Origin of the sequence: Pseudoalteromonas sp. APC 3893 (genome assembly GCF_030408095.1) — a bacterium.
Lineage (GTDB): Bacteria > Pseudomonadota > Gammaproteobacteria > Enterobacterales > Alteromonadaceae > Pseudoalteromonas.
In genome coordinates this window covers 404,747-416,343 of the sequence record NZ_JASDCD010000001.1, presented here as the reverse complement: position 1 = coordinate 416,343, position 11,597 = coordinate 404,747, and the positions used below count along the sequence as shown (strand labels likewise).

Here is an 11,597-nt window from a genome sequence, read left to right as displayed (position 1 = left end):
AGTTAACCTCGTGGCCCTGGGCGTTTAATACCAGGAACAACACTTATGCCCTCAGCTACGTCGATACCTGATTGCGTAATACGGGCAACCCACGTGTTTTCGCTGAGTTTATCGAGTGTTATATAGCCGTTTTGCTCTAACCAATTTAATAAGGTTTTAAGCTGATCACGACTGCAACCCAACGCATAGCGCTGTAGTACATCGGCTAGCATGCTGGTGTTAGCGCCAAAATCTGCGGATTCTTTTAGCGTTATAAGTATACTAATTCGTTGGTGTTCGGCTTGAACTTGTAACATTGCCATGGTGGTTTTATTCCTATGGATGGGGCTTAAGGGCTGGTACGGTTTCTTCTACGGGCTCTTCGCATTCTAAGCATCGAAACAATGTGTAATCTGTGTATCCATTTTTAAAATCGCTGGTTGTGACAACTTTTATAACAAGCCTCGGCTTTATCTGTGTCTGTAAGGACTGTTATTGCTGCGCCGCAACGGCACTTATCGTTAATTACTGCCATTTCGTTTATCTCTTAGTTCGTTTTCCATTAGCAAGGCTGTTAACTTTTCAACATGCTGTAGCCCAGGCTTAACTGATTCTATATTGGTATTAAGGCGTTCTAGGTTTAGCTCTAGTTCGTGTAAGTCTTCAATTGTTGGCACTTTGTCTAAGCGCTTTTCAAGTTCTTGCACATCGTCAGTAACGCTTTTTTCAACCGATTTAAGCTGTTCTTGCAGTTCATTTTTATGTGCTGTTAACTGCTCTTGAACTTTAGTTTTAACTTGGTTTACTTGCTGCTGTGACTGCTCTTTATATTTGTTGAACTCGCGCCTTGACGGGAATCTCATATATAAAAATGCCATGATTAATACGCCTGCTGCCGTAGCTATTGCGACAAGCAAGGTTTGCCATTTCTCTAAAAGTTCAATCACGTTAAGCCCCGTAATGCTGTTGGTGTATTTCAATGAGTGATTGGCACTTAACACAGGTACTACAGTTTTTAACTGCTTTACGCCGTGCTGGGGGGATTTCTATGCCGCACTCTTGGCAGTGCTCAAATGCTGCCCCTGGTTTGTTTGCTTGTTCGTGGTGCAGTGATAGCGCGGCATCTAACAGGTGTTGTTCTATTTTTTGCGCGTCGTCAAATTTGCTCAATTTGGTTTCCTTACTTTTTCAATTACGTTTTTAATGCCTTGCTTAACGCTTGGCGCGGCTTTTTCAACGGTGCGGCCAATAACGTAGCCACCTATGCCTAATTGCAGTAAATCCCATGCTTGCTCTGATAAGCGAAACTTCAGCCAGCCGAATGAGTCAAAACACACCAACACTAAAAACGTCAACATGGTGATTGGCCGCCAGTTACGTTGTAACCAGCTTTCGCCTTTGGCCTCGGCGGTAATAATTTGGGATTGTGCCTCTAGTACTTTGCCTTGTAGCTCTACAATTTTGCCCTCAAGCTCTAATACTTGGCTTTGGGCTGCGTTTTCAATACGCTTGAGTTCGTTGGTAATGGTTTGGCGTTCTTCGTCGCTGGTAAAGAGGTTGTCAATCAACTTGGTGACAGGCTCGACCACGTTAAACCAGTTTTTAATTGCCATTTTCATTCTCCTTGAAAAGCCTGTGCTGGCGCTTGTGCTCTTTTTTTATTGCAGCCTGCAAGGCTTTAGCTTTGGGGTTGCTGTCTAGCATGGTGTTGGTAAATGACTCAGGGTGTTGTGAGTCGTATTTTTTACCGGTGGCCTCTTCGTAGCTTGGCTTTACTACGTGCTGCTCTATTTCGCTAAACACTAAGGTAAGCGCTAGTTCTTTAATAACGGTGTTTTGTGCTGTGGTAAGCGGCTTTACTTTAGCGGCCATTGGATTCTCCAAAACGTTGCTTAAGTGCTTCGCGGGCGTTTTTGTAGCTTTGCTGGCCGTCTACGCGCAGCTGTATGTCTATGGCTCTAACTGATTGCCAGCCTTTGTTAAAGTAGTTTTGCATAGTGCCGCAGTGGCTGTGCAGGGGTATTTTGCGCGGGTCAAAAGGCATATTATGCATGCGGGCATCAACCTCTAGTTCCATGCGTTTTTCGCGGCCTTTTTGATATGACCAATCCCAATTTTTACCCATTACGCCACCTCATTTTGCTGAGTTACTGCAAATTCGGTTACATGAGCTAAGCGGTTATACCAGCCCTCTAGGTTTGGTTTTTGGCTTGGATCGTTTGCACAAATACGGGCGTACTTGCGACCACGGTTTACGCTGAATAATACAGTCAGGCTAAGAGCTGGGCGCTCTACGATAGCGGCTAGGGTTTTTGGTCCCATGCGCCCATCAGGCTTTGAGTTCACTAGTCGCTGGGTGAGCATGGTCATGGTAGGTGCGCCGTGCTGTACTGCGCCATCCAAAAGCATAAAATCAACACCTTCGGGAACTTTTTCGCAAGACATGGCTCGCCAATAGTCACGATGATAAAGGCGTATAGCATGGGCTAGGGTTAGGTTATTAATGTCTAGGTTTGGGTATGCGCGCTGGCTAATGCCGTACTTTGTTAGGCCGCCACGATCTGAGGCTATATCGTTTAACCCGCCGTCACTGCGTAAACCACCCTCTAAATACAAAATAGGTAATATGCACTGGGCAAATTTAAGCGAGTAAGGGGCAAACGCTGCTTGTATTTCTGGCGATTGTTTAAAGTAATTTAGAGTTGGGAGCATACCGAAAAACCTTGTTGTTTTTCAGTATTGTGGTTAGTTAGCCTTGATTAATGGCCGTGCGGGGTTTCGGGAATTAATCTAAATTAACGGCCATGTTGGTTAAATCCATATAGTATTTTGAGTCAGTCTTCATCTGCAAAAGTCGAATATAATATTTTAGTGGTTCGGTTTGTAAGTCTCTAGGGTGATCTTCGCGAACTAGTCTGTCAACCCTATCTGCATGCCATGTCAAATCTCGTAGTTCCCTCGAAATATAGAGAAGCTCATGCAAAAGAATCTCATGTTGCTTAAAATGATGACCGTTAAAATTTTTATTCTCAAAATCATATACGTGCCGGCTTATAAACGGGAAATCGTCTCTAACTAGATCCAGTTCTAAATCAATTTTTAGCCTGATACTTTTAAGGCTACTACCTAAATGGGGTAGCAACTTCACTAGTTCTAGAAAGTTGATACCAATAACAAGATGCTTCCAACAAATGTTGAACATTTCTAAACTTTTTTCTCGAGTTGCGAAAAGTAAAACTATCAAAGCAGCATTGACACAAGTATCTTTTTGCAAATTTAAAAACGTTAACTGAACCCGTTCAAATACTTTAACAGCTTGCCTTGGAGATAATTTTACTGCATTAAATACTGAGATACAGAATTCCATAAACTTTTCTTTCTCAAACAAATAAAATGGAAAAAGAATTATTTGCATTTTATTTAATTTTTCAGCACAAAATAATTCGGTATTACAATGATTATCTAAGAGCCCTTTATTTAACTCCGTTGTTAAATAATACCTATTATTGAAAAATCTACTAAGATATTCCTCGGCATTAAATTCTGACCCGTATACAGCTTTAACTGTATGACTCAACTGCATCGTATTTGTGGCAACTACAAAAACTAGACCTGGTATATCAAATACATGCTTAATAGATTCCAACATTTCTACAGCATATGTCGGCTTACAGCGGTCCAATTCATCAATAAAAATAAATGCAGGGTAACTATTTTTAATAGTTCCCATATTTTTAACTGGGTTATCTATAACGTATTCGACCCAGCTTTGAATAGCTAGCTTTAGTGTTTTTACACTTTCTTTACTATCAGTAACTTCTTTACAGAATACTTCTAGTACCTTTTCACCAGCTTTAGAAAAATCAACTTCCTTACCTGAACCTGAGGATGTTACATCTTCAGGTTCTGCTGAATCAAATATATTAAAATCAAATCCTAAGTACCTTTTCATTAAAGCACTACCAATCCTTGGTGCAGCGGCCTTTATAACCCCATTTAACTTTCTTTGAGTTTCATCAGGATCGATTTTGTCTGTTTGTAGCTTTAACTGCTCAATAATTTCACTTAAAACAGTCATCAGAGGCGCTTCTAGATAATCAATAGCCCAAGCATCAATGTAGACGACTGGATGACTCCCCTTTAAATCTTCGCTCCAACGCTTCAAAAAGTAGGTTTTACCTGCGCCCCACTCTGCATCAAGGTTTAATACATAGTTTGATAAATTATTTTTTTCAGTACCACCTTTAGCTTTGATTAAAGAAGTTAAATAAGTGGCGTACTTGGCTCTATCAAGGTTATCAGAAGAAAACTCTTGATCATCAATAGGTTTAGGTTCGTTCCAATTAAAATCCATTTTTATCTCTTATAGTTATATTTATGTTTATGTTTACTAAGGTATTGTGATTTTGTGTAGACTATATAAAACACAATATATAAAAGGACTTACAATGTCATCCTTGAGCGATATATCTAATTCAATAAAAGCATCAATAACAGATAAAGTTACACACCCGTTGCTAGGTAGCTTCATAATTTCGTGGCTATTTTTTAATTGGAAGGCGGTTTATTTTATGCTTTTCGCAAGCCATGATGTTGTCTACAGGTTAAAAGCTGTTTCTGAAAATTATTCAGACTTAGATCTTAATTTATTGTTCCCTTTAGCCTCTAGCTTAGCTCTTGTATTTTTGCTTCCTATGTTTACGGCTAGTTACACTCGATTTATAGCTATGACAAAAGAACTTCAGATGAGATCATTACCTGAGCTATTTAGGTCTCATAGCCTAACACTCGAAGAATCGAACTCTTTGAGAGATTTCTATGAGAAAGAGTTCAAGGCTTTAAAAAGTGAACTTGAAACAATCACGCAAGAAGTAACTACCTATCGAACAAAAGAGCAGTCTGAAGTGAATAACTACAAAAATAAAATTAATGCCGTTTTCGATTTATTATCAAATACAAACATTGACAGAAAAATCATCTCAGCACATTTAACCCCAACAGAAATAGATTTTTTAATTTTTCTGGAACAATTTCTTCATGGCCCTAAAGAGCATGATAATTTAAGTGATGACGCAAGCTATAGTAAACTTACAAGTGCAGAGCTGGCCTCAAAAAGTTTTGAAGGTGAGCTCATAACAATTGGAGAAATTGACAAAAGAGCCAATATGATTTCGATCACCAGAGATGGCATTGAAATGATTTCACAATTGAAATACCAAGCACTTAATAAGCAATATGACTTAACATCTCCAAACGGCGCGAATGGTAGAACTGGCATGCAATAAGCTAGAACAAACTTCTTTGCCTCCTCTGAACTTCAACACCCCGCTGTTGCTGAATTACCTCAGCAACACGCCTTTGAGTTAGCCCAAACTTAATAGCTAAGCTCTCCATGTTATAGCCGTTAAACTCTTGCCATATTTGGATATCGCGCAGTGCTGCTTTTAAGCGTTGGTCTGTTGGTATGTAAACATCACGGCCACCAAAGTAATGGCCTATTGCCAAGGTGATAGCCTCACCTACGATGCGCGGATCATTAATTTTAGCTTTAGTTAATTCAGCCTCTATGAGTAAGGCTAATGATTGTAAGTTGCTAGGCCAGCGCTTTCGAACGGCTGCGGCATCATCTGGTGATAGCTTGGTAAGGCAAGTTTGTAGCTCTTCAATACTACTTCCAAATAGCTCTGTTTGCTGCTCTGTATGATTAGCCATTATTACCTCGCTGTTGCTCTTTTCGTAATTCGCGCTGGTGCCATTTTTTAAGTGACTCTAGCACCTGTATAGCTTGCTGCTGGGTTAAAAAGTGGGTGTGGTAACTTACGTTTTCGCCCACTTTGGCACGGTTAAGCATACGGTTTACGTAAGCATCTAAAGCGGTTTCTGAACCATCACGTACAAAACCTTGTTTGTGCATGGTGATCCAAATAGCGCGGATTTTGTTTATTTCGCCATGTTGCTTTGGTGATGATTTAGGACTTAAACGTCGTTTAGCCTTGGCTTTAAACCCTGCTTTTTTAAAGTGTTCTAACACCTGATTTAACTCTGACAAGCTCATCTGGCTGCAAGATATTTTACCCGCTGAGCCAAGAAGTGCGGCGCGGTAGGTGTCGTCGTCTAGCCCTAGTTGCCCTTTAGCTATGTGAATTAGCTGTATTAGCTTTGCTTTAGTCATTATTTTTAAACTCTTCTAGCTGCTCGCGTAGGCTTAAATAGCTTTGGCAAATGTCTACGCCTTCTTGCTGTGTAAACACGCTGCTATCAATTGCAAAAGTGTGTGATAGCTCTAAAAACTTAACCAGCGCGGCCAGCTCTTTGAGTTGTAGGCTTGGCGTTACTAGTGTATTTGGGGTAGTCATAAAACCTCCTATGTTTGCTGTTTATCAAAGCTCTTGCTAATAGAAAAAGCTTTGATAAAAAGCCGCATCCATGCGCGCCTTTGGGTTACTTAACAGGGTTGTGTTATGCCTTTTTGCACTGGTGGGTTAATGCCTACTAGCTGGCTTTGCACTACAAAGGTGATATTTTGAAATACAAAGTTGATATTAACTGGCTCTTTGCTTTTAGCTACGAGGGTTACAATGCTTTGTAAATCGCTGTTTTCATTTACTTGAATTGTTGGTTTAACTTCCATGGTTAGTACTCCTTTATAGCTTTGCTATATCAAGTGAGATTGCGCGCTCTTGCTCGCCTATGGTTTCGTAAAAACGAATAAAACGGGTTGAGTCTATTACTTGGATTGCATCGGCTATGATGTCCATTGCGCTCTGCCATTTATCGCTGTCATCGGTAATTTTTAAGCGGCGTAGCCCTAGCACTTTTTGTACTGAAACCTTGCCTTTTTTGTCGGTGGCAAAGGTTTGCTCAATAATGAGTTTTAGGTTTTCGTTTGCGCCCTCGCTCCATTCGTTTAGGCACTCATCTATTAGCTTTTTAGCTACAAGTAGCTCTGGGCCAAGCTCGATGCTTTCTTGCACTTGAAGTGTTACTTTTTGCTTGTGGTCAAAACTGCGTAGTGTGACATTGCCTTTTTTACCGCCCATTTCTACTGCGTACTCTTGGGCTAGTAAGCCCATGAATGCGTCAAACTCGCTCATTTGCTGCTTTTTAAATTCAGCAAGCGCTTGGCTTTGCTCTTTAGCTTTGGCAATGGCTGACTGCACAAACTCATGGCGAATAATATCGGCTGGGCGAATGCCTTTAAGTGGCACTTGATGGCCTTTATGATTAACTAAAAAATCTTGTGGCATGGTGGTTTATCCTTCTATAAACATGATGATTTGGCCGTGTAGTTTAGCTGGGCGAACTTGGCGTGTTTGCCCGTTTTTGGTTTCGGTTATAACTGGTAAATGTGCTGGGGCTTTGCCTGCCACTTCGATGATGTGGCGGCTAAAGCCTTTGTGTGAGCTGATAACTCGCAGCCCTCTTTTTTGCAGTTCTATTAATGTGTTGCGTAGTTCCATGGTTATTTACTCTCGCAAATTTTTGAGTGAGGGCAGCCATTACGACACGCCCTATAAAGTGCAACACGTACATGATTGGTTGCTGCAAATTTTTTAGCTTGGTGCTCTAGGCATACGTTAATTGGGATCACATCAAGGATTGGGCAATCAACAGTACTTGCCATAAAAACTCCCTCTACCCGCTGCTGGATAACCTTAGTGTTTGCCTTGTATTTACCGTTAATAACTTGGCTTACAGTAGCTTTACTAACCCCCAGCTTTTGGGCTACTAGGCGCATCCCTTGCGCCTTTGTTTCATCTGCAAGTACTTGCAGCCAGTTAGGTGTAGTCATGCGCTTCCCCTAGCTTTACTGGAGCTATTTGCACTGTTTGGCGTTTTACCTCTTTGAACTTCACAAACTTTTTTGTATTGGCATCAAACACACCTTTGGTTTTAGGAATTGGCCGTTTTGGCCCTGTATTCTTAAGTATGCGGTAGATTGTTGTCTCCCCTGCTCGCTCTATTAATGAGCCTGTACGCGGGGCATTTTTAACGACAAATATGTACCCTACTTTTTTGAGTATTGAGATATATGAACGAGCTGATTGCAGTGACACGTTAGCGGTGCTCGCCACTTGGCCTGCATCAAACTCATTTAGGATGCGCATTGATTGCCACATACGCTGCCTCCCTGAGTTGTTTTTAGCTTTACCTACACTTACAGGTTGTTTAAAAGGGTTATAACTAGCATTTAATATGCTGTAGTTAATGTCCTCATGATCAACATGCTCAGCAATCGCCTTTGCATCAACTAGTCGTTTAGCAAAGGCTTTTAAGCTATCTAATGTGGTGTGTTGTACTGCGTCGCGCACTTGTTGCAATGAAAATCGTTTTAAGATTTTCATTGCTTGCCATGCGTCTTGTAATTGTTGGCGGCTCACTGATTTTCCCCTACGCTTTTTTAAGGAAAAATTCTTTTGAGCCCCACTGTTGCAGGTCGATACTGGTTAGGCCGTTTGCCAAAGCAAATGCCTCTATTTTTGATAGCCCAGTAATAATGCGGCGCACTTCGCCGTCGGTATCACTTAACAACTGTTGTAATAAGTCATCTTGAATAGTCAAAACAGGTTCAATTACTGCACTGACGATGATTTGTAAGTCTTCAAATTGGGTTGGCTTGAACTCTAACCATTCTGAAATACGGTTATAGAATTGGCGGTGACGCTGTAATTTACGGCGTACTGATTCCATGCCAATTAATACTACTGGGCAGTAAGTTAGGTCGTGGATATCTCGCACGATTTCTAGGGTGTTTTTGTCGTTTAATAGGTAGTCGGCTTCGTCAATAAATAAAGTGCGATTAGAAATAGCCATGTGCTCAATAATGTAGTTAAGCATGGCCTCACGGGTATAGATGTCTGGGCCGCTTAACTCTTTAACTATTTGGCGCAGTAACTGGGTTAAACTCATGCCTGATGTAGCGCGAATATAAATACCATCACACCGGTTTACCAACCATGCTGTTGCGGTTGTTTTACCTAAGCCTGGATCACCATAAATAAGGCCAATCCCTGGTACGCCATGAGCGCGCTGGGTGAGTGCTTCAACCATCATTTGTGTTGCTACTACGTTGCTTACAATCGCTATTTTAGTTTTCATGGGTCTTCCTTTTACTTTTTGTGTATTTGAGTTTGTGCAGTTGGTGCTGCGTTCATTTCGTTTAGTAGGTCGTCTAATCTTGCTGATAAAGCGCGGTTTTGTTGCTCCCAGGTATTAAGCCAGCCTGCGTCAACATCATTTAACTGATTGTTTAGTCGCTGCTTTTTGTGATACATGGCTTTGTCTTGTGGGTTATTAAATAACGGTGCGGGGTTTATATTTGCTGCTGCGGCTTCGTCATTTAATTGTTTACGGCGCTTTTCAAACTCGCTCAATTGCTCGTCGCTGTAAGTAGTTACAGGTTTTGAGTCGAGCGCTTTGATTGCTGATTGTGTGATCACATTTGTATGCTCAACACTCTGTTTAGGTAGTGTTGCTAGTGCTTTATTTTGAGTTGTGTAATGCCCTAGTACTTCATTGGCTATATCAGATACGTTGACTGCTTTAGCTGTCTTTTTAAGCTCTTTTAGCTTGCGTGATGTTTCGGCTGATTGGCTACGTTTAGCGTAATGTGCTACATCTTGGCGGGTCATGCCTGCTGATTCGATTTCGTGATCAACAGCAATACAAATGAACTCGCTATTCATGCGATTAAATATGTAGATACGGCCTACGTTTTTAGGGTCCCATTTACAAAGAACTTCGCTACCTACGATTGCGCCAAGTTCTGGGGCAATATAAAACCCGCCGCTTAGCTTGATGCCTTCTTTACCAACAATACGTAAACCTCGATTTGATGGAACTGGTTGCAGCATTACATCAAGTAGGCGCTCGTCTTTGATCACTTTGATTTGGTCACGACTTGCTGCAAATAAATCAAACGGGGTTTTGTTACCTATGTTGCTGTGTGGTTTGTGGTGGTAACGGTTGTCGATCCAGTTATCTACAAACTCTTGCAGCTGCTGGGCTGTCATGTTGATTTCGATTGCTGATTTATCGCCGCCCTGCTTTGCTAATAAGCGCTGTGCAAAAGTTTTGCGCGCTTCGATTGCTTGACGCTCAGATACGTTATGGCCGATATAGCCTGTTAATAGCTCAGCTAAATCATGTGAGAAGGTTTTGAAAAAACGCTCAATATAAGGCTTTTCTTCCCCACTAAATGGGCGTGTTGTTTCGTGCTTTATATCGAGTGCATCAAACACGCTGGTAATTTGAATTGATGTGTAGTCTTTACCGTTATCAGTTCGGGCAATTTCGGGGATACCCCAATCAAGTATTGCTTTGCGGATAACTAAACAAATACCGGTGCTGTCGCTGGTTGGGTGGATCACAACTTTAGTACGGCGCGTAAATACGTCGATAATGCCAATTAAAGAGTGACGGCCATCTACTAACATTACGTCAGACGGAGTTGAATCGAACTCCCATAACTGATTAATACGCTTAATATTTTCGTCCATTTTACCCATGGCAGACATATACTTGTTTTTCCAAGCATCTGGGTTTGCCATTTTTGTATAAAGTGCGCTGTTGTCACGCTTCCAACGGGTTAACCATTCACGGATTGTGGTCTCTGCTGGGATAGCTTTGCCCTGGCTGTAAAATCGAGCTATTAAACCCTCTTTTACTTGTGTGGCTTTTACGTGCGGGTATTCATAAATCATGGCGATACAAAAATCGCTTAGCTCAGGGTCAGAGTCGATGATTGATTTACCCGAGCGTTTTGCTTTAACCGCAAGCCCGGCTATGCCTTTTTGATCTACTGTTTTTTGCCAGCGCAGTAAGGTAATACGTGATACTGACGGGATTAAGCTTTTATATTCAACAGGTGCGTTAAGTAAACCGCTGTTATAGCGTTCGCTAAACAAATCTAAACCAGCAACCTTTGCCAGGTTATTCGCACTTATAAAGCTTTGCGCTTCATTTAATAGCCAGCATTTCGCACTTGCTTTAGGCGGAATGTTTTCGACAGCAGCAAGCTGCTTTAAATTTTGCTGTTTAAGCTCTGCGGTTTGCTGTTGTGTTAGCTGTTTGCCGTGCTCGTCAACAGCTAGATAAGCTTTACCACTTTGAGCTGCTGCTGATTGATTATTTTGAATCATAGCCTGCTGCACTTGCACACAAATATGTGCAGGCAATTCAAGCAATGAATACTTGCGTAATTTACCGCCTCTACCTTTTACTTCTGTGTAAGGCCAAGCTTCTGCTTTAGCTTTTATTTGAATGCTGCGCTTACTTACTAATAAGTAAGCAGCAATTTGGTGAGCTGTTAATAGTTCCATTATTACACCCTCATTAATTTACGACGGCCAGCTCTTCTATTTGGCTTACCATCAATACCATAGCGCTCAGGCCATATTTCAAAAGCGCTAACACCTATTACTTCTGCAATTATTTTTTCTACTACTGGGTAAGGTCTGTGCAGTGCGGTTTGTACTGCGTTAGATGTATAGCCACGGCTGAATGAAAGCTGACGACATGACCACCCCTCTACCTCAAGGGCTGCTTTTATTTCTGTTACTGTCCAACCGGGACTAGTTTGGCGCTTCATCACATGCACTCACTTGTATGTATTTTGT

The 11,597-nt window shown here is 41.4% G+C and carries 20 protein-coding genes; 1 reads left to right on the top strand and 19 read right to left on the bottom strand.

From position 1 onward, the window contains the following. Positions 1-2: 2 nt before the first annotated feature. The 8 genes from QMA12_RS01885 to QMA12_RS01850 all read right to left on the bottom strand — a co-directional run bounded on the left by QMA12_RS01885 (position 3) and on the right by QMA12_RS01850 (position 4,333). The gene (locus QMA12_RS01885) at positions 3-302 is read right to left on the bottom strand and encodes a hypothetical protein (protein WP_290208743.1); all 300 of its coding nucleotides are present in this window, start codon (positions 300-302) and stop codon (positions 3-5) included. A gap of 198 nt (positions 303-500) precedes the next feature. Then, positions 501-926 (bottom strand): DUF2730 family protein, encoded by a 426-nt coding sequence (locus QMA12_RS01880; protein ID WP_290208744.1) that lies wholly within the window; start codon positions 924-926, stop codon positions 501-503. A 1-nt stretch (position 927) separates the two neighbouring features. Continuing rightward, positions 928-1,149: a TraR/DksA family transcriptional regulator gene (locus QMA12_RS01875; RefSeq protein ID WP_290208745.1), complete on the bottom strand. Its 222-nt coding sequence runs from the start codon at positions 1,147-1,149 to the stop codon at positions 928-930. After that, entirely contained in the window at positions 1,146-1,592 is a 447-nt protein-coding gene (locus tag QMA12_RS01870) for a 3TM-type holin (protein WP_290208746.1), read from the bottom strand. Before QMA12_RS01870 ends, QMA12_RS01875 begins: the two co-directional genes overlap by 4 nt. Next, positions 1,582-1,851, bottom strand: coding sequence for a hypothetical protein (locus QMA12_RS01865; RefSeq protein WP_290208747.1), 270 nt, complete (start codon positions 1,849-1,851; stop codon positions 1,582-1,584). The genes QMA12_RS01870 and QMA12_RS01865 overlap by 11 nt, the downstream gene beginning before the upstream one ends. Next, positions 1,841-2,104: a hypothetical protein gene (locus QMA12_RS01860; RefSeq protein WP_290208748.1), complete on the bottom strand. Its 264-nt coding sequence runs from the start codon at positions 2,102-2,104 to the stop codon at positions 1,841-1,843. Before QMA12_RS01860 ends, QMA12_RS01865 begins: the two co-directional genes overlap by 11 nt. Continuing rightward, on the bottom strand, positions 2,104-2,691 hold the full coding sequence (locus QMA12_RS01855; protein WP_290208749.1) for a glycosyl hydrolase 108 family protein: 588 nt from the start codon (positions 2,689-2,691) through the stop codon (positions 2,104-2,106). Before QMA12_RS01855 ends, QMA12_RS01860 begins: the two co-directional genes overlap by 1 nt. 73 nt (positions 2,692-2,764) lie before the next feature. Continuing rightward, positions 2,765-4,333 carry a P-loop NTPase fold protein gene (locus QMA12_RS01850; RefSeq protein ID WP_290208750.1) on the bottom strand — a complete coding sequence of 523 codons (1,569 nt, stop codon included), beginning with the start codon at positions 4,331-4,333 and terminating at the stop codon, positions 2,765-2,767. A 94-nt stretch (positions 4,334-4,427) separates the two neighbouring features. On the opposite strand from QMA12_RS01850, the gene QMA12_RS01845 reads away from it, so the two are divergent. Continuing rightward, positions 4,428-5,264, top strand: coding sequence for a hypothetical protein (locus tag QMA12_RS01845; protein ID WP_290208752.1), 837 nt, complete (start codon positions 4,428-4,430; stop codon positions 5,262-5,264). Between the two features lies 1 nt (position 5,265). Here QMA12_RS01845 and QMA12_RS01840 read toward each other — a convergent pair whose 3' ends face one another. From QMA12_RS01840 to QMA12_RS01790, 11 genes are all read right to left on the bottom strand, one after another. Beyond that, entirely contained in the window at positions 5,266-5,691 is a 426-nt protein-coding gene (locus QMA12_RS01840) for a Mor transcription activator family protein (RefSeq protein ID WP_290208753.1), read from the bottom strand. Then, positions 5,684-6,151, bottom strand: coding sequence for a regulatory protein GemA (locus tag QMA12_RS01835; protein ID WP_290208754.1), 468 nt, complete (start codon positions 6,149-6,151; stop codon positions 5,684-5,686). The genes QMA12_RS01840 and QMA12_RS01835 overlap by 8 nt, the downstream gene beginning before the upstream one ends. Further along, positions 6,144-6,335 (bottom strand): hypothetical protein, encoded by a 192-nt coding sequence (locus QMA12_RS01830; protein WP_290208756.1) that lies wholly within the window; start codon positions 6,333-6,335, stop codon positions 6,144-6,146. Before QMA12_RS01830 ends, QMA12_RS01835 begins: the two co-directional genes overlap by 8 nt. Positions 6,336-6,424: 89 nt before the next feature. After that, positions 6,425-6,610 (bottom strand): hypothetical protein, encoded by a 186-nt coding sequence (locus QMA12_RS01825; RefSeq protein WP_290208757.1) that lies wholly within the window; start codon positions 6,608-6,610, stop codon positions 6,425-6,427. A gap of 13 nt (positions 6,611-6,623) precedes the next feature. Then, entirely contained in the window at positions 6,624-7,226 is a 603-nt protein-coding gene (locus tag QMA12_RS01820) for a DUF3164 family protein (RefSeq protein ID WP_290208758.1), read from the bottom strand. A gap of 6 nt (positions 7,227-7,232) precedes the next feature. Continuing rightward, positions 7,233-7,439 (bottom strand): hypothetical protein, encoded by a 207-nt coding sequence (locus QMA12_RS01815; protein WP_290208759.1) that lies wholly within the window; start codon positions 7,437-7,439, stop codon positions 7,233-7,235. Positions 7,440-7,441: 2 nt separating this feature from the next. Further along, positions 7,442-7,771, bottom strand: a complete 330-nt coding sequence (locus QMA12_RS01810; RefSeq protein ID WP_290208760.1) for a helix-turn-helix transcriptional regulator — start codon at positions 7,769-7,771, stop codon at positions 7,442-7,444. Continuing rightward, complete coding sequence (locus QMA12_RS01805; RefSeq protein WP_290208761.1) at positions 7,758-8,360, bottom strand: hypothetical protein; 603 nt, start codon at positions 8,358-8,360, stop codon at positions 7,758-7,760. Before QMA12_RS01805 ends, QMA12_RS01810 begins: the two co-directional genes overlap by 14 nt. A 10-nt stretch (positions 8,361-8,370) precedes the next feature. Continuing rightward, complete coding sequence (locus tag QMA12_RS01800) at positions 8,371-9,078, bottom strand: ATP-binding protein (RefSeq protein ID WP_290208762.1); 708 nt, start codon at positions 9,076-9,078, stop codon at positions 8,371-8,373. A gap of 11 nt (positions 9,079-9,089) precedes the next feature. Beyond that, on the bottom strand, positions 9,090-11,300 hold the full coding sequence (locus tag QMA12_RS01795; RefSeq protein WP_290208763.1) for a DDE-type integrase/transposase/recombinase: 2,211 nt from the start codon (positions 11,298-11,300) through the stop codon (positions 9,090-9,092). Positions 11,301-11,302: 2 nt separating this feature from the next. Beyond that, positions 11,303-11,569 carry a helix-turn-helix domain-containing protein gene (locus QMA12_RS01790; RefSeq protein WP_290208764.1) on the bottom strand — a complete coding sequence of 89 codons (267 nt, stop codon included), beginning with the start codon at positions 11,567-11,569 and terminating at the stop codon, positions 11,303-11,305. Positions 11,570-11,597 lie beyond the last annotated feature (28 nt).